The following is a 17,176-nucleotide window of genomic DNA, read 5'->3' as shown; positions in this document are numbered from 1 at the left end:
GACGCTTTCGTCAACTCGGAGCACCTTTGGGGTCTTACAGAGCCCGCCCGAGCGGGCCGTAATCCGGAGAGGCCGGCGTTTTTCCCCGACGCCGGTGGGAGAGGACGATGACCAGCACAGCTGGCAGGTGGGATCAATGCCGGCACCCGACCGATCAGGTCCGGTGTCCGTGGCTGCGCCCGGTCATGCCCCTTCCCCTTACCACAATTTGACGTTGGGCGGCCCCGCACATTGCGGGGTCGAAACAGGGAGGCAATAGATGAAGTTCAAGGCACTGATCGGAACCTCGGTCCTGGCAATGGCGGTGACGACACCGGCGTTCGCGCAGGATGCGGCTGATGATACGGCGCGCGATGCTTTCGGCGGCGAGATCGTCGTCACCGCGCAGCGCCAGTCGGAACGATTGCAGGACGTGCCGATCGCCGTCAGCGCCTTCTCGTCCGAAGCGCTCGAAGCGCAGCAGATCAAGACGCCGTCGGACCTGCAGCTCACGCTGCCGAACGTCACCTTCACCAAGACCAACTTCACCGGCGCGAGCTTCACCATCCGCGGCATCGGCGACCTTTGCGTCGGCACGACCTGCGACAGCGCGACCGCGATCCATTTGAACGGCGACCCGCTGTTCTCGACCCGCCTGTTCGAGACCGAATTCTTCGACCTCGAGCGCGTCGAGGTGCTGCGCGGCCCGCAGGGCACGCTGTTCGGCCGCAACGCGACCTCGGGCGTGGTCAACGTCATCACCGCCAAGCCCAAGCTGGGCACCTTCGAAGGATCTGCCGAAGCCGAATATGGCAATTATGATTCGATGAAGGGCAAGGCGATGATCAACATCCCGCTGGGTGACACCGCGGGCATTCGCGTCGCCGGCATTTACCTCAACCGCGACGGCTATACGAAGAACACGTTCCTCAACACCCGCATCGACGACCGCGACCTCTATTCGGTCCGCGGCTCGCTGCGCTGGGAGCCGACGTCGGACACGACGATCGACCTGATGGCGTCCTATTTCCACGAAAAGGACCAGCGCACCCGCATCCAGAAGCAGCTGTGCCAGCGCGACCCGACCGGCATCCTCGGCTGTCTGAACACGCGGCTCGACAATTCGCCGTTCAACGGCGACGCGACCTTCACCGCGGCGCTGACGTCAAGGGAATTCCTGGCGATCCGGGGTATTCCGACGATCTTCGCGCTGGGTAGCGTTTATGATACCGATGGCGACGTCTATGCCGGTACGACGGTTCCGTCCGACCCGCGCGTCGTGAACACGGCATATACCCCCTCCTATTTCACCAGCGAACTAATCCTTCAGGGCCAGATCGAGCATAATTTCGGCCCCGTGTCGCTGCAGGTGTCGGGCCAGTATCAGAAGGTCAAGCTCGAGGCGCAGCAGGATTACAACAGCAATGTCGGCGATCGGTCGCAATATGCGAGCGCCCTTGGCTTTCTGCAGAACGCGGCCGATGGCCTGCTTGGCCCGGCCCTCGATGCTTATCTCAGCCCCGTCGCCGCGGCCCTGATCCCCAATGGCCCCGACGGCGTGCTGTGCACCTCCTTGTCCGACGACAGCGGACTCGGCAGTTATGGCGGCAACAGCATTTGCTCCGACCAATCGCTGCAGTTCGACCGCTCGAACCAGTATAACAGCAGCTGGTCGGCCGAGGCGATCCTGACTAGCGACTTCGACGGACCGTTCAACTTCCTGGTCGGCGGCATTTACGCCGATTATCATCTGACCGAGAACAGCTATTATGTGAACGCCTTTCCGATCGACTATCTGTCCGGCGTGCTTGGGGCCTTCACGGGCCTGGGGACCTTGGCCGACGCAGACCCGTCCAACGACTTGCCGCCAGGATATCTTGGCACGCCCTTCTTCCGCAACAACACCGACGATCTGAAGATCAAATCCTACGGCATCTTCGGCGAAGCCTATTTCGAGGTGAACGACCGGCTGAAGCTGACCGCCGGCCTGCGCTACAACAACGACAAGAAGAGCGTACTCGCGCGCTCGACGCTGGCGAGCTTCCTCGTGCCCTTCGGCCAGACCGGCACGGCGTTCGATTCGCCCTTCGTCGGCAGCTTTGATGCCGACCCCGGCACGCCCGGAAACCAGATCATCCAGGGACGTACGGTCAAGTTCAGCGAATGGACGGGCCGCGCGGTCCTCGATTTCAAGGTGACCGAGGACAACCTTCTCTATGCCTCCTATTCGCGGGGCTATAAATCGGGCGGAATCAACCCGCCGCTGCAACCCGTGTTCGCGGTGCCCGAATCTTTCGCCCCAGAGCAGGTCGACGCCTTCGAAATCGGGTCGAAGAACGCCTTCGGCAACGGCGCGCTGCAGCTCAACCTCACCGCCTTCTACTACAAGTACAAGGATCTGCAGCTCAGCAAGATCGTTGCCCGCACCGCGGTCAACGACAATGTCGACGCCGACATCTACGGCTTCGAGGCCGAAGCCATGATCCGGCCCGATCCGGACTGGGTCGTCAACCTGGGCTTCAGCTATCTCCACACCAAGGTGTCGAGCGACAAGTTCACCAGCAACCCGCGCGACTTTGGCGGCGGACGGGCCGACGCCGTGATCATCAAGGACCTTTCCAACGGCGCTAACTGCGCGGTGGCGCCGGGCACAGCCGGCAACGCGGCAGGCAGCAACGGCTTTGTGAATGCCGTCAACGGCAACCTCAACACCGCGACCGGCGCCGGGCTGCAACCCACCACCGCCTTCCCTGCCGACGGGGGCATTGCCTCCACCGGCGCGTTCGGCATCTGCTCGGTCCTGGCGGCCGCGGCGGTCGATGCGAATGGCGATCCCACGCCGGCCGCCCTGTTCTTTGACCCCAACGGAATCCAGGTTTTGTCCGCCGGCGTGCCCGTGAACATCAAGGGCAACAAGCTGCCGCAGGCGCCGAATTACAAGTTCAGCGCCGGCATCCAGTACACTGCGCATATGGGCGACATGACGCTCGTCCCGCGCTTCGACCTCGCCTACACCGGCGACAGCTATGGCAGCATCTTCAACGGCAACGTCAACAAGATCAAAGGCTATGCCCAGGTCAACGCCCAGCTGCAGCTGAACGGCGCCGACGACAAATGGTTCGTGAAGGGGTTCATCCAGAACATCTTCGATGCCAACAGCGTCACCGGCCTCTACATCACCGACCAGTCGTCGGGGAACTACACCAACATCTTCACGCTCGAACCGCGGCGCTACGGCATCGCGGCGGGGGTGCGCTTCTGATCTGACGAAGACATCCGCCAAAGAAAGACCCCGGCCCCTCGACGGAGGGACCGGGGTTTTTCTTTGCCCAGAGAGACGGGCGGAGCGGAAGGACCGCCCCGCCCTGCCCGTCAGAATTTGAAGCGGCCGGTCACGCCATAGGTGCGCGGCTGGCTGGGGTAGCCCGAGACGCTGCCCGACTGCGCGACGGCGGGGAAGATCGTCGTCAGATAGCGCGCATTGGTCAGGTTGCGGCCCCAGACCCCGAGTTCCAGCCCGTTGTTCAGCGCGAAGGTGAACGATGCGTTGAGCTGGTTCACCTCGCGTTTGAACCGGTCGGAGAAGCCGGCGGGGAAACCCTGCAGGCCGTCGACCAGGCGCGTCGGGCTTTCGTAGAGATAGTCGACGTGGAAGATCGCGCGGTTTCCATCGCCGACCTCGGCGGTATAGGTCGCCCCCATCGCCGCCGACAGGTCGGGGATGCCCGAAGGCTTGGTGCCCGAAATATCGCCGAAGGCCGAACCGGTGAAGCTGTCATATTTGGGGTCGAGCCAGGTCACGGCGAGCGTCAGGTTGAGCCCGTCGACCGGCCGCACCGAGCCGTCGAACTCGACGCCCCAGGTCGACTGCTTGCCCGCGTTGGCGAGCGCGAAGCCGGTGCCGGTGAAGATGTTCGACTGGAAACCCTTGATCGACTGCTTGAACACCGCGAGGTTGACCGCCGCGACCGACCACTGGCCCTTGAGCCCGAATTCATAGACTTCGGATTCCTCCGGCCCCGCAAAGCGCGTGCCGCCGACGAGGTTCGGCGTGGTCAGCCCCGCCGCATCGATCGCGGGGAGGTCCGACGCAAGCGGGCGGCTGTCGCGCGACAGGTTGATCGAGCTCGCCTTGAAGCCCGTCGCATAGGTCGCATAGACGTTGACCGTGTCGGTCAGTTCATAGGCCAGGCGCGCGCTCCACGCGAGGTCCTTGTCGTGCGTCTTGCCGGGTTCGACCGCGTTCGGGACGTTGAGGAAGGGCGGCAGGAACTGGAACGCCTTCAGCCCGGCGAGCGGGTTGGCGCTGCTGCCGTCGGGCAGCGTGATCGTCGGGTTCGCGGCCAGATAGGCGGCCGTAACCGGATCGACACCCGCCCCGACGAGAAGCGCCTGACGGAAGGGCGTATATTGCGGCGCGTCGAGGTCGATCGCCGAGAAGGTGTCGGTGCTGACCACATCGGTCGAGAAGCGCTTGCGGTCCTGCGTATAGTTGGCGCCCGCGGTGAAGGTCAGCCGGTCGGTGATTTCGAAATCGACCGTGCCGAAAATCGACCACGACGTGTTCTTCATCCGATAGGCTTCGTCGAAGCCGTCGCCGGCGCGGAAGAAGCGGCCCGCATATTGCGCCGGGTTCCCGTCGAAGGTTCCCAGGAAGGTTTCGAGCGCCGGCACGCTCAACGCGCCGCCGCTCGCCGCCTGGATCAGCGCATTGCCGTAATTGCGGAAATCGTCGCCGAAGAAGAGCTGGTTCTTCTGGTCGATCTTTTCGTTGAAATAATAGCCGCCAAGCAGGAAGTTGACCGGGCCGTCGAAGTCCGAGGTCAGGCGCGCTTCCTGGGTGAAGGTGTTGATCGCGACGTCGTCGCTCTTGCGGCCGATCAGGTCGGCGGCGGTGAAGTCCGAATCCTGGTTGGCGAAGGATCGCACCTCGCGATAGGCGGTGATCGAGGTCAGCGCCATGTTGCCGAGGTCATAGTCGATCTGCGCCGAACCGCCGTAGTTCTTGATCCGGTTCTCCGACAGGAAATTGTTGTAGACATCGTAGGAGAAGGGATTGTTCCGATCGACGCTCGGTCCGCCGACCAGCGCGTCGGTGATGTCGACCGTCGGGCCGGCGACGACATTGCCCGCGATGCAGCAATTTTCGTCGATCTTGTCGTAATCGCCGATCAGGCGGATCGACAACGCGTCGCTCGGTTCGAACAGCAGCTGGCCGCGAACGCCCCAGCGGTTGCGGTCGTTGACGTCCTGATCGAGGTGGAGGTCGCGGGCATAGCCGTCGCGGCGGTTGTAATTGCCGCCGATCGAGAAGGCGAGCGTGTCGCTGATCGGCCCGGTGATGTCGCCCTTGACGACGATCGCGTCGTAATTGCCGTAGCTCGCCTCGAGCGAGCCGCCGAATTCGAACTGCGGCTTCTGCGTGATGATGCTGATCACGCCCGCCGAGGCGTTCTTGCCGAACAGCGTCGATTGCGGACCGCGCAGCACCTCGATGCGCTCCACATTCGGCAGGTCGCCAACCTGGGCGGCCGAGCGCGAGCGGTAGACGCCGTCGATGAAGACGCCGACCGAAGGCTCGATGCCGGCATTGTTGGCGCCGTTACCGAAGCCGCGGATGACGAAATTGGTGTTGGCGCTCGACTGGAGCTGGCTCACGCGCAGGCTGGGGACCGAGCTCTGGAGATCGATGAGATCGCGGATCTGCGAATTCTCGAGGTCGGCGGCCGAGGTCACCGAAACCGCGACCGGCGTGTCCTGCAGCGTCTGCGACCGCTTCGACGCGGTGACGATGATGTCGTTGCCATAATCGACGGTATCGGTCGGCGCCGCAGCGTCGTCGGCGGGCGCGGCGTCCTGGGCGAAGGCGAAAGCGGGGGTCGTCGCGGCGCACAGCATGGTGGCGCCCAACAAGAGGTTGCGCAAAGTCATCATGTCTCTCCAACCGGCGAAGCTCAGGCCCTATGGCCTCAAGAGGGGATGCTCCACCGGTGACTGATGGCTGTAATAGGCCGGCTCGCAAGGTCAACGCGACGCACGGAAGCAAGCCGATTTCACGGCGCATTTGTGACTAAAAAGCAACAGTTTACGCTACGGAAGCGTCGTAGCCGGCCGCCGCCCGCTATTCCGAGGGATCCTGTGACTGCCGGCAAAGGGAAGATGGTAGCGGAGGAGGGACTCGAACCCCCGACACGCGGATTATGATTCCGCTGCTCTAACCGGCTGAGCTACTCCGCCCCGAAAGGCCGCCGTATTCGGGCGAGCCGCGCCTATAAGCATGGCGGTAGCCGCGGTCAATATGCTCCGCGCTGCGCACGAAAATTCCGCGAAAAGGCGAGTTCCCACGGGCCGCCGCGATAATGATGTGCAGCAAGGCCAGTGATCGCCAGCGGGCGCGAACGGGCGCTCCGCGCGAGATCGGCGAGCAGCGCCCGTGCGGCTTCGGGCACGACCTTGTTCTGCACCGTGATGTGAAGCCGGGGTGTGCCGCGGTCCTGCGCGGTGAGAAGGCCCGCGAGCCGGTCGGCAAGGCGAGCGCGGATGGCGAGAAGGTCGGGACTGGCGATGCGGAACGCGACCCCCGTTCCGAGTGAGTAAACGCCCGCGATCAGGGCCGCGGGCGGCGGCGTATCGGCTGCAACGCGCCGCACCAGCTCCTTCAACTCGTCGAGACTCGATGGCGGCAGCTGGCGGAAAAGCGTGATGTGTGCCGGAACGCGATTACGCTCGGGCGGGAAATGCGCAGCGCGCAAAGCGTCGAAATGGCGCTGGTCTGCCGCGCCCATCGTCGCGGTGACGATGACGGGCGCGGCCCCAGAGGCCCGGACGGGAGGGGGGAGGCCCGGGTCGCTGTTCACGAGACGGGATGGAGGCGGCGGGAGGGGGATGGCCGAAATCCATGGGACGCCCTGTCTCGTTGCCAGCGCCTTTCGCCGATCGCCGCCAAACGATCCAATCGATTTATTGGGTCACAATGATCGTCCACGCCAATCATGGCGAAAAACCCCGTTCCTACAGATCGTTCCAGAAACGCGTCAGCGCCGCGGCGACCTCGGCGGGCCGTTCGGCGATCGCCCAATGCCCCGCGCCGTCGATCACCGTCAGCGGCGTGCCCGTGCGCGCGGCGAAGCGCTCCGCCACCGCAAGCTCGACATAGGGGTCGTTCGCGCCCCAGATCAGCGCACCCTTCGCGGGCAGCCGGCCGATGTCGCGCGCCCAGTCGTGCTCGAAGCTCAATCCCTTCGCCGAGCGATAGAGGCGGAGGATCGCGCGGCGCTTGTCCCTGTTCGCCCATTGCGCGGCCTCCTCCGCCGCGATGTCCGCGGGCATGCCCTGTCCGGCGAGCCCCCTGGCGAGCGCCGCGGGCCGGCTCAGCGCCATGAAGATCTCGCCGAGGATCGGCGTGTTCCAGATGCGCGCGATGCGGTGGCCGCGATAGTCGGGGTCGATCACCGCGTTCGAGACCGCCCAGCTTCGGATCAGGTCGGGACGCAGCATCGCGACGCGCTGCGCGATCAGCGCCCCCCAGTCGTGGCCGACGATGTCGATCGGGCCGTGCGCCGCAACCAGCGCCTCCGCCTCCCCCACCGCCCAGTCGGCATAGGCCTCCTTGGTCGCCGGGAAGCCGGCGGGGAGCGGGGCGGTGAAGCCCGGCAGCGCGGGCACCGCGACGGGCACGTCATCCAGATCGAGCGCGGCGAGCAGCGGGCGCCAGATCGCGGGGCTGTCGGGGACGCCATGGAGGAAGAGTTTCGCGGTGGTCATCTGTCCTTCTCCGTCACCCCCGCGAAGGCGGGGGCCGCTGTCGGCCTTTCCTGCGGCGCTGCGTAAAACGACTGCGGCCCCCGCCTTCGCGGGGGCGACGATCATCGGTTGCCGCGCCTACATCTCCCCGCGCTCGCGGCGCAGTTCATACCATTTCTGGACATTGGCATTATGCTCGGCGAGTGTGCGCGCGAAGATGTGGCCGCCGTCGCCCTTGGCGACGAAGAAGAGATAGTCGTTGGGTTCGGGGTTCAGCACCGCGGCGATCGACGCCTTGCCGGGGTTGGCGATCGGCCCCTTGGGCAGACCGATCATCGCATAGGTGTTATAGTCGTTCACCGCGAGAATCTCCGACCGCAGGATGCGGCGCCCGAGCGGTTTGCCCCGGGTGATCGGATAGATGATCGTCGGATCGGCCTGGAGCCGCATCCCGACCGCGAGGCGGTTGGTATAGACCCCCGCGACGGTGCGGCGCTCGGCGGGAACGCCGGTTTCCTTCTCGACGATCGAGGCGAGCGTGATCGCCTGGTTGCGGTCCTTCGCCGCGGTCCGCGGGCTGCGCTTCGCCCACAGTTCGGCGAAGGTCCTGTCCATCGCCGCCTGCATCCGCTTCAGCACCGCGGCGCGCGTCTCGCCGGTGGTATAGGCATAGGTGTCGGGGAGCACGCTGCCCTCGGCGGGAACCGCGACCTCGCCCTTCAGCCGCTTTTCGGCCATCAGCCGTTCCCACACCATGATCGACGGCATGCCTTCGGGCACCGTGACGAAGCGCTGGACGGTCTTGCCCGATTGGAGCAGTTCGAGGATGTCGCCCGCGCCCATCCCCTTCTTCACCTCATATTCGCCGGGCTTGATCGGCGCATCGCCGCCGAAGAAGCGCGCGTGATTGACGAAGCCCGAGGCAGAGGTCGCGCCCGCCTGTTCGAGGATCTCGCCCGCCCTGGCGATACTCGCCCCCGGCGGGATCACGACGACGGTGTCGCGTGGCGCGCCGCCCGAGCAGGCGGCGAGCAAGAGGGCCAGCAAGGCTGCGAACAGCCAGCGCATGGCTCAGTCCTCGACCGCCTTCAAGACGAGACTGGCATTGGTGCCGCCGAAGCCGAAGCTGTTGTTGAGCGCCGCCTTGACGGGGCGCGCCTTCGCCTTGTGCGGGACGAGGTCGACGCCTTCGGTGCCCTCGTCGGGATCGTCGAGATTGAGCGTCGGCGGGACGATCTGGTCGCGGATCGCGAGGATGCAGAAGATCGCCTCGACCGCGCCGGCGCCGCCGAGCAGGTGGCCGATCGCCGACTTGGTCGAGCTCATCGACACGCCGCCGATCGCGTCGCCGAACAGCCGCTTGACCGCGCCGAGTTCGATCGTGTCGGCCATCGTCGAGGTGCCGTGGGCGTTGATATAGTCGATGTCGGCGGGGGTCATGCCCGCCTTTTTCAGCGCCATCTCCATCGAGCGATAGGCGCCGAAGCCTTCGGGGTGCGGCGCCGTGACATGATAGGCGTCGCCCGACAGGCCGTAACCGACGACCTCGGCATAGATTTTCGCGCCGCGCGCCTTCGCATGCTCATATTCCTCGAGCACGACGACGCCGGCGCCCTCGCCCATCACGAAGCCGTCGCGGCCCTTGTCGTAGGGGCGGCTCGCCTTTTCGGGGGCGTCGTTGCTGCTCATGTTCAGCGCGCGCGCCTGCGCGAAGCCGGCGATGCCGATCGGGCAGATCGTCGATTCGGCGCCGCCCGCGAGCATGATGTCGGCGTCGCCATCCTTGATCATCCGCGCCGCGTCGCCGATCGAATGGGCGCCGGTCGAACAGGCTGTGACGACGGCGTGGTTCGGACCCATCAGGCCGTATTTGATGCTGACCTGACCCGAGATCAGGTTGATCAGGCGGCCGTGGACAAAGTGCGGCGAGACGCGGCTCGGCCCCTTTTCGGCGAGCAGCAGGCTTTCACTCTCGATTCCCGGCAGGCCGCCGATGCCCGAGCCGATCGAGCAGCCGGCGTTGAGCCGCTCCTCCTCGCTCATGTCGGTGAGCCCGGCATCCTCGAGCGCCTGCCCCGCGGCGTCGATGCCATAGACGATGAAGGGGTCGACCTGGCGCTGGACCTTGTGGTCGACGCGCTTGCCGGGGTCGAAGCCATATTCATGATCGGCGGGCTTCACCTCGCACGCGATCGTGCATTTCTGATCCGAAGCGTCGAAGCGGGTGATCTGCCCCGCGCCCGACTTTCCGGCGAGCAGATTGGCCCAGCTGGTTTCGACGTCTCCGCCCAGCGGCGTCACCAAACCCAGTCCCGTCACCACAACCCGGCGCATAGTCATTCCTTTCGTCGGCCCTGCCCCCGCAAGGGTCCACATCAGATTCGCAGGCGCGCATCCATAAAAAAGGCTTCCCAGCCACTGCGCGCGAGCGCTCGGGACCGGGAAGCCGGAAACGCATGGGCGGCGTCGCCGCCGCGTCCGGCCACGCCGGACAGGGCTCTCTTAGCCCTTGTTCGCTTCGATATAGTCGATCGCGTCCTTGACGGTGGCGATCTTTTCCGCCGCGTCGTCGGGAATCTCGACGCCGAATTCTTCCTCGAACGCCATCACCAGTTCGACGATGTCGAGGCTGTCGGCGCCCAGATCGTCGATGAAGCTCGCTTCCTCGGTCACTTTCTCGGCTTCGACGCCCAGATGTTCGACGACGATCTTTTTAACCTTTTCGGCCGAATCGCTCATGCACAGTTCCTTTTTCTGACTATGTCGTGAATGTTGGTTTTGCCCTAGAGCGCAGCGACGGGGCTGGCAAGAGGGCTGGCACCGACCGGGGGCCCGAACGAGTCCGCCCCTCGGCCCCGCCCCGCGGATCACCCCGGATTTCCGCGAATCTTCCTAACCCGCCGGTTTCGCGGCGACAACGCCCGAATTGCGCAAGGTGGCGGCCGATCGTGCGATTACCGCGGGGGTGATCATGAACTGGCGCAGCACTTTTTCAGGCGGCGTGCCCGCCGGCTGGCCGGTATAGTCGAGCAATTGACCCCAGAGGCGGCGTCCGCCCGCAACATCCCCCCGCCGCGCGAGCACGATCGCCCGGACCATCAGATATTGCGGCTCGAGATTGCTGGGCGACGGCATGCGGTCGAGGATCGCCAGCGCTTCGTCGGTTTCGCCACGCTGCGACAGCATGAACGCCAGCGTGACCGCGGGAACGCCCGCGTAAGTGGAATCGAGCTCGATCGACCGGCGCAGCAGCGGCTCGCCCCCGGCAAGGTCGCCGCACGACGCCTTGAACAGCCCCAGGAAGCCGGCGAGATCGGGATCGTAGGGATTGAGCGCCACAGCCGCATCGCCCATCGGCGTTCCCGCCGCGCAATTGCCGGCATAGAAATGCGCCCGCGCCATCGCAAACAACCCCGCGCTCGATGCCGGGGCGCTTTCGTAGGCTCGCTCGGCGAGCTGCCGCGCTTCGGCCAGCGCCGCCTTGCCCGCGGCGCTGCTGCGCTGCGGCTGCCAGTCGCCGAAGCGCAACAGCGACAGCGCATTGAGCAGCACCGGATCGCGCGGCGATTCGGCCAGCGATGCGCGCAGACACCTATCGACCTGGCGGACGGTCGTCGCGTTGCGCATCTGGCGCATGCGGTTGAACTGCGCGAGGCAGGGAAAGCCCGCGGCGAAATTATCGGGCTCGCGCTGAACCTGGTCGCGCACGATCACCCCGTAATCGCCTGCGATCTGCGCGATGGACGGGGCGATCGCGCCGAATTCGGGAAGCTGGTCGGCGGCGACCCGAATCTGGTCCGACCAGATCGCGCGCTGGTCCGCGACGCGGTTGAGGACGAGCGTGACGTCGACCGGGCCCTCCGCCGTCCGCACGATCGACGTGTCGAGCCGATAGTCAGCGGCGCGACCCGCGGCCCGGGCATCGGGCGCGCGCGCACTCAGCAGGTCGACAAGCTCGAACCGGCGCAATCCGTCGCGCAGCTTGCCGTCGAGCGCCCGCGCCATCGCGCGCGATTCGGGCGTTTCGCCGGCGACCGGGGCGCTGACTTCGAGCAGCGGCACTGGCGCCGGCGCCTTTCCAAGCAAATGTCCCTTGTCGCCGAATGTCCACCAGGCGGCGAAGAGCGCGATCAGCGCCGCGGCGGCGATCGCCGCCCACCACCAGCGCGGCGATGTCCGGCGGTCACCGTCCGGACTGCGTACCGCCGGCTGTTCGATTGCCGGTTCCTCGCCTGCGGCGGAGGCATCGCCCGGCCGCGACGGCGGCGACGCGCGATATTGCACGACGATCTCGTAGCTACCCTGCGGCACCCGGAGGCGATGGATCCACGGGGTATCGACATAATAGCGGTCGAGCAGGCTGCGCAGCCGCCCGACCATGACGCGCGGATAGCTGTCGACGGCGGGATCGAAATCGGCGCTGCGGCCGAGCGCTTCGGTCGCGATGGCATAGGCCTTGGGCGCGCTGCGTCCGCCCTGCAGCCGGTGTTCGGCCAGAAACTGGAGCAGGCGCGAGAGGACCGGCGAGCGCACGAACAGGGGCGACGCAAGAAGCTGTTCCAGCTCATCGGCGATGATCCGGTCGGTATCGCCGGATTCCGACGTCCCACTATCCTTGGTGCGGTCCATGCTAGCCTTATATGCCCCCCGACAACGCGGAACACGGTAGATACGCCAAACTGCCCCTTCGACCAGCCAGTTACTGCCATGTAACGGTAACAAGTGATCCCAAACGCCCCCGGACGGGCATGGTTCCCACTTTTCCGGCCCGAAAAAAGCGTCGAACGAGGTTAATAATTGATTATCAAATGGCTACACGCCGCTTCGTGACCCCATGTAACTGCCGCATTCGGACCGAAGCTGTCAATCTTTCCCCGACGCGGCATTCCCCACAATGCCGCGGTCTGGTCTGAGACCTGGTCTCAGGTGGACGAATTGAGGTCGGTGGGTTGAGTGGCGCGAGCTGGTCCCTGGTGCCATTCGCAAGATTCGCCGGCTTCATACACTGAGACTTCGCCGATCGGGCAGTAGCCCCACCTACTCCCGATCGGCAAGTCCGCTCCCCTCCCCCGATCTCCCGGCGTTTATACCCTCAAGACACATATGCAGGTGATCCCCGGCGAAAGCCGGGGTCCCCGCCATTCAGGCGCGCGCCATCCGGACCCCGGCTTCCACCGGGGATCGCTCACGTGTCCGAAAGGGATAATCGCTCCCTCTCCGTCCCTTTTCGCCCGGCGTAGCGTCGCGTTGCGGCCGGCTCAGCCGTGAAAGGCGCTTGCCCAAAAAGAAAGGCGCGCGACCGACCGGCCGCGCGCCTCTCCATCTCGATGCCTGGCGGCGTCAGGCCTTGCAGGGACCGATGTTGGTGTTGGTGACCTGCATCTGCATTTCCATCTGGCCGCCGGTGGGGGCGGCCGTCTTGGTCGTGATCGTCATGTCGGTCTTTTTCGACTCGACCGTGCCCGCCATCGCCAGATCGACCTTCTGGCCATTTGCGGTGCAGGTGCCGGCAACGTCGATCTTGCCACCACCGATCTCGTTCTTCGACCAGGTGCAGGCATCGCCGTAACCCTTCGACATGGCGTTCGCCAGATCTTCCTGGTCGGCCTGCTCCTGCGTCAGGCAGGTTTCGGTGCTGCCGGCCGAGGCGAACTGCTTGGCCATCTGGTCCTTCATGGCGGCGGGCGCGCCCGGCATGTCGAACTTGACCAGCTTCACTTCGGTTTTCCAGTTGCCAGGCTCGCGCTTGACCGGGCCCGCGGCTGCGGTGCTCTCGGTCTTGCCCGCGTCCGCGGTGTCGCCCGCTTTCCCGGCATCGTCCGATTTGCCGCAGCCAGCCACCGCCAAAGCGACGCCCAGCGCCGCCACCGTCACGAACTTCTTCATGGGTATCATCCTCCTGTTGGGCAGAGTTGAAACCCTTGTGCGACCAGATGGTTGCGCGCCGATTGCCGTGGCGCGCCGGCGGTCCCATATTGGCCTCGATGGCCATCCAGATTCGCACCTCGCTCGACGAAATCGACACCGCGGAGGGCTATGTCCCGCACCGCCCTGCACGCCCCGACAAGGTCGAGGGCGGCAAGCGGTTCGAACTGGTCAGCGACTATGCCCCCGCGGGCGACCAGCCGACCGCGATCGAGGAGCTGGTGACGACCGCCCGCGACGGCGAGCGCGACCAGGTGCTGCTCGGCGTCACCGGGTCGGGCAAGACTTTCACCATGGCGAAGGTGATCGAGGAGCTGCAGCGCCCGGCGCTGATCCTCGCGCCCAACAAGATCCTCGCGGCGCAGCTCTATGGCGAGTTCAAGAGCTTCTTCCCGAACAATGCGGTCGAATATTTCGTCAGCTATTACGACTATTACCAGCCCGAGGCCTATGTGCCGCGGTCGGACACCTACATCGAAAAAGAGTCGAGCGTGAACGAGGCGATCGACCGCATGCGCCATTCGGCGACACGCGCGCTGCTCGAACGCGACGACGTGATCATCGTCGCGTCGGTGTCGTGCCTCTATGGCATCGGATCGGTCGAGACCTATTCGGCGATGATCTTCGATTTGAAGAAGGGCCAGATCGCCGACAATCGCGAGATCATCCGCAAGCTCGTCGCGCTCCAGTACAAGCGCAACGACCAGGCCTTTGCGCGCGGCAATTTTCGCGTCCGCGGCGACAGCCTGGAGATCTTCCCGTCGCATTATGAAGATATGGCGTGGCGCGTCAGCTTCTTTGGCGACGAGATCGAGGAGATCACCGAGTTCGACCCGCTGACCGGCAAGAAGATCGCGAACCTGAATTATGTCCGCGTCTACGCCAACAGCCACTATGTGACGCCGGGACCGACGCTCAAGCAGGCGACCGAGGCGATCCGCCACGAGCTTGCCGAGCGGCTGAAGGAGCTCGAGGCCGAGGGGCGGCTGCTCGAGGCGCAGCGATTGGAACAGCGCACCAACTTCGACCTCGAAATGATCGCCGCGACCGGATCATGCGCGGGGATCGAGAATTACAGCCGTTTCCTCACTGGGCGCCTCCCCGGCGAGCCGCCGCCGACCCTGTTCGAATATCTGCCCGACAATGCGCTGCTCTTCGTCGACGAGAGCCACCAGACGATCCCGCAGATCGGCGCGATGTCGAAGGGCGACCATCGCCGCAAGATCACGCTGGCCGAATATGGCTTCCGTCTGCCCTCCTGCATCGACAACCGGCCGCTGCGCTTCGCCGAATGGGATCTGATGCGCCCGCAGACGGTCAGCGTGTCGGCGACGCCGGGGACGTGGGAGATGGACCGCACCCAGGGCATCTTCGCCGAGCAGGTCATCCGCCCCACCGGCCTCATCGACCCGCCGGTCGAGATCAAGCCGGTCGAGGAGCAGGTCGACGACCTGATCGCCGAGGCGAAGAAGACCGCGGCGGCGGGGTATCGCACCCTCGTCACCACGCTCACCAAGCGGATGGCCGAGGACCTGACCGAGTTCCTCCACGAAGCGGGGCTCAAGGTCCGCTACATGCACTCGGACGTCGAGACGCTGGAGCGCATCGAAATCATCCGCGACCTGCGCCTCGGGGTGTTCGATGTGCTCGTCGGCATCAACCTCTTGCGCGAAGGGCTCGACATCCCCGAATGCGGGCTGGTCGCGATCCTCGACGCCGACAAGGAAGGCTTTCTGCGCAGTGAAACCAGCCTCGTCCAGACGATCGGCCGCGCCGCGCGCAACGTCGACGGCCGCGTCATCCTCTACGCCGACCGCATCACCGGCAGCATGGAACGCGCGATGCGCGAGACCGACCGCCGCCGCGAGAAGCAGCAGGCGTATAACGACGAACACGGTATCACCCCGACGACGATCAAGCGCAACATCGGCGACATCATCGCGCATGTCGCGTCGAAGGATCAGGTGACGATCGACCTCGGCGAGGACAAGCCCGACCATATGGTCGGCCATAATCTGCGCGCCTATATCGCCGACCTTGAAAAGAGGATGCGCGACGCCGCTGCCGATCTGGAGTTCGAGGAAGCTGGGCGGTTGCGCGATGAAATCCGCAAGCTCGAAGCCGACGAGCTGGGCCTGCCAGCCGACCAGCAGGTGGCGCCGATGGTCGGCCGCTCGAACGAGGGCAAGCCCGGCACGCGCAAGGGGCGTTTCGGGAAGCAGAGCAAGACGAAGTGGGGGCGATAAGAAGTCCCCACCATCGGCATCAGCTCAGCGCAGCAGCCCCGCCGCAGTCTGCCGCCGGGCATAGAGAAACAGCGCGATTGCGACGACCCAGATGATCGCGGTGAAGATCGCAGGAAAGTTCCCGAACATCCGTTGCAGGTCGCCCCAGTGCATCCCGAACTGGTAGATGCTGCTGATCGCAAGGCCGATCAACGAGACGATGAAGGCGGTCACGGCGTGGCGGCTACGCACGAGGAGCAGCAGCGAACCGAGGACCGATCCCCACACGCCCAGTGCCCAGCCGATATTGGCCCACATCGGGAAGCTGGTAAAATAGACCTGCTGGTCGGGTGTGAAATCGGCAAGATAGGTCGCGGCGTCGAGCTTCGTCATGGTAAAGTCGTACGCGCCCATCGCGTTCCACAACAAGGACAGCACTCCGACGACCCACAGGTGCCACGGTGTCTTGACGGTTGTATTCATGGCGAACCCCTCCCCATTGAACCGGCGCAATCTACCACGCTTCGGCCCCGCGCGGAACTGTATTATTTTGTCATGACAGCGCACGGCCCTTGGCAAGCGCTCGCCGCCGCGCGATAGGCGCGCCATGTGCGTCGTCGCCCTCGCCTGGCGGGTCCATCCGGACTGGCCGTTGATCCTCGTCGGCAATCGCGACGAGTTTCACGAACGCCCCAGCGCCGCGCTCGCCGCATGGGACGATGGTAGCGGCATCGTCGCGGGACGCGACCTGCTGGCGGGCGGGACGTGGCTGGGGGCGCATGCGCCGAGCGGGCGCGTCGTCGTCGTGACCAATGTGCGCGGCGCCATGCCCGATCCGGCGAAAGAATCACGCGGCGTGCTCGTCGTCGACATGCTGCGCGGCGAGGGCCGCTTCGCCGACCCGACCGCGGCCGATCTCGATCGCTTCAACGCCTTCAACCTGTTCGCGGTGGACGGCGAGGCGCGCCTGCTCACCAACCGGCCGGGGGCGCGCATCCTGTCGCTGGAACCCGGCGTCCATGCGCTCGCCAACGAGTCGATCGACCGGCCCTGCCCGCGCGCCGAGCGGCTGCGTGCGGCGCTCGGCGCGGTGGTTGACGCCGGCATCGCGCCCGACGGCCTGCTCGACACGCTGAGCGCGACGAGCGACCCGGCGCTGTTCCTGCGCGGCGAGGTCTATGGCACGCGCTGCTCGACGCTGATCGCGGTCGCTGCGGACGGCACCGCACGGATCACCGAGCGCCGATACGAAGCGGGCGGCCGTCCCGATGGAACGACCGCCCTCGAATTTCGCTCCGGCTGAG

General features: G+C 65.5%; 12 protein-coding genes and 1 tRNA gene. 3 read left to right on the top strand and 10 right to left on the bottom strand.

The window, feature by feature from the left end; all coding sequences use genetic code 11:
- Positions 1–259 precede the first annotated feature (259 nt).
- The gene (locus tag ACOTSS_RS04110; RefSeq protein ID WP_448690262.1) at positions 260–3,241 is read left to right on the top strand and encodes a TonB-dependent receptor; all 2,982 of its coding nucleotides are present in this window, start codon (positions 260–262) and stop codon (positions 3,239–3,241) included.
- Between the two features lie 110 nt (positions 3,242–3,351).
- Here ACOTSS_RS04110 and ACOTSS_RS04105 read toward each other — a convergent pair whose 3' ends face one another.
- From ACOTSS_RS04105 to ACOTSS_RS04065, 9 genes are all read right to left on the bottom strand, one after another.
- Positions 3,352–5,910 carry a TonB-dependent receptor gene (locus ACOTSS_RS04105; protein WP_448690261.1) on the bottom strand — a complete coding sequence of 853 codons (2,559 nt, stop codon included), beginning with the start codon at positions 5,908–5,910 and terminating at the stop codon, positions 3,352–3,354.
- A gap of 229 nt (positions 5,911–6,139) precedes the next feature.
- Positions 6,140–6,216: transfer RNA gene (locus ACOTSS_RS04100), tRNA-Met, on the bottom strand.
- Between the two features lie 56 nt (positions 6,217–6,272).
- The gene (locus ACOTSS_RS04095) at positions 6,273–6,764 is read right to left on the bottom strand and encodes a 2'-5' RNA ligase family protein (protein WP_448690260.1); all 492 of its coding nucleotides are present in this window, start codon (positions 6,762–6,764) and stop codon (positions 6,273–6,275) included.
- A 226-nt stretch (positions 6,765–6,990) separates the two neighbouring features.
- Complete coding sequence (locus tag ACOTSS_RS04090; RefSeq protein ID WP_448690259.1) at positions 6,991–7,743, bottom strand: alpha/beta fold hydrolase; 753 nt, start codon at positions 7,741–7,743, stop codon at positions 6,991–6,993.
- Between the two features lie 117 nt (positions 7,744–7,860).
- A complete protein-coding gene (gene mltG / locus ACOTSS_RS04085) occupies positions 7,861–8,790 on the bottom strand; it encodes an endolytic transglycosylase MltG (protein WP_448690258.1) in 930 nt (309 codons plus the stop codon).
- 3 nt (positions 8,791–8,793) lie between these two features.
- Positions 8,794–10,056, bottom strand: coding sequence for a beta-ketoacyl-ACP synthase II (gene fabF / locus ACOTSS_RS04080; RefSeq protein WP_448690257.1), 1,263 nt, complete (start codon positions 10,054–10,056; stop codon positions 8,794–8,796).
- Positions 10,057–10,224: 168 nt separating this feature from the next.
- Complete coding sequence (locus ACOTSS_RS04075; protein WP_184100156.1) at positions 10,225–10,461, bottom strand: acyl carrier protein; 237 nt, start codon at positions 10,459–10,461, stop codon at positions 10,225–10,227.
- A 153-nt stretch (positions 10,462–10,614) separates the two neighbouring features.
- Positions 10,615–12,351 (bottom strand): tetratricopeptide repeat protein, encoded by a 1,737-nt coding sequence (locus tag ACOTSS_RS04070; RefSeq protein WP_448690256.1) that lies wholly within the window; start codon positions 12,349–12,351, stop codon positions 10,615–10,617.
- A 711-nt stretch (positions 12,352–13,062) separates the two neighbouring features.
- Positions 13,063–13,608 carry a DUF3617 domain-containing protein gene (locus tag ACOTSS_RS04065; RefSeq protein ID WP_448690255.1) on the bottom strand — a complete coding sequence of 182 codons (546 nt, stop codon included), beginning with the start codon at positions 13,606–13,608 and terminating at the stop codon, positions 13,063–13,065.
- A gap of 98 nt (positions 13,609–13,706) precedes the next feature.
- Here ACOTSS_RS04065 and uvrB point away from each other — a divergent pair, with 98 nt between their 5' ends.
- Complete coding sequence (gene uvrB, locus ACOTSS_RS04060) at positions 13,707–15,893, top strand: excinuclease ABC subunit UvrB (RefSeq protein WP_448690254.1); 2,187 nt, start codon at positions 13,707–13,709, stop codon at positions 15,891–15,893.
- 24 nt (positions 15,894–15,917) lie between these two features.
- Here the strand turns inward: uvrB and ACOTSS_RS04055 are convergent, their stop codons facing one another.
- Positions 15,918–16,355, bottom strand: a complete 438-nt coding sequence (locus tag ACOTSS_RS04055) for a hypothetical protein (protein WP_448690253.1) — start codon at positions 16,353–16,355, stop codon at positions 15,918–15,920.
- 124 nt (positions 16,356–16,479) lie between these two features.
- Here ACOTSS_RS04055 and ACOTSS_RS04050 point away from each other — a divergent pair, with 124 nt between their 5' ends.
- The gene (locus tag ACOTSS_RS04050) at positions 16,480–17,175 is read left to right on the top strand and encodes an NRDE family protein (RefSeq protein WP_448690252.1); all 696 of its coding nucleotides are present in this window, start codon (positions 16,480–16,482) and stop codon (positions 17,173–17,175) included.
- The last annotated feature ends 1 nt before the right edge of the window (position 17,176 follow it).

This window comes from Sphingopyxis sp. NJF-3 (genome assembly GCF_053514865.1).
This window is presented reverse-complemented; position numbering and strand designations above follow the sequence as displayed.

Coding starts and splice junctions, on each gene's coding strand:
- ACOTSS_RS04070 (WP_448690256.1), bottom strand. CDS start 12,351: ATGGACCGCACCAAGGATAGTGGGACGTCGGAATCCGGCGATACCGAC.
- ACOTSS_RS04105 (WP_448690261.1), bottom strand. CDS start 5,910: ATGACTTTGCGCAACCTCTTGTTGGGCGCCACCATGCTGTGCGCCGCG.
- ACOTSS_RS04095 (WP_448690260.1), bottom strand. CDS start 6,764: ATGGGCGCGGCAGACCAGCGCCATTTCGACGCTTTGCGCGCTGCGCAT.
- uvrB (WP_448690254.1), top strand. CDS start 13,707: ATGGCCATCCAGATTCGCACCTCGCTCGACGAAATCGACACCGCGGAG.
- mltG (WP_448690258.1), bottom strand. CDS start 8,790: ATGCGCTGGCTGTTCGCAGCCTTGCTGGCCCTCTTGCTCGCCGCCTGC.
- ACOTSS_RS04065 (WP_448690255.1), bottom strand. CDS start 13,608: ATGAAGAAGTTCGTGACGGTGGCGGCGCTGGGCGTCGCTTTGGCGGTG.
- ACOTSS_RS04055 (WP_448690253.1), bottom strand. CDS start 16,355: ATGAATACAACCGTCAAGACACCGTGGCACCTGTGGGTCGTCGGAGTG.
- ACOTSS_RS04075 (WP_184100156.1), bottom strand. CDS start 10,461: ATGAGCGATTCGGCCGAAAAGGTTAAAAAGATCGTCGTCGAACATCTG.
- ACOTSS_RS04050 (WP_448690252.1), top strand. CDS start 16,480: ATGTGCGTCGTCGCCCTCGCCTGGCGGGTCCATCCGGACTGGCCGTTG.
- ACOTSS_RS04110 (WP_448690262.1), top strand. CDS start 260: ATGAAGTTCAAGGCACTGATCGGAACCTCGGTCCTGGCAATGGCGGTG.
- fabF (WP_448690257.1), bottom strand. CDS start 10,056: ATGCGCCGGGTTGTGGTGACGGGACTGGGTTTGGTGACGCCGCTGGGC.
- ACOTSS_RS04090 (WP_448690259.1), bottom strand. CDS start 7,743: ATGACCACCGCGAAACTCTTCCTCCATGGCGTCCCCGACAGCCCCGCG.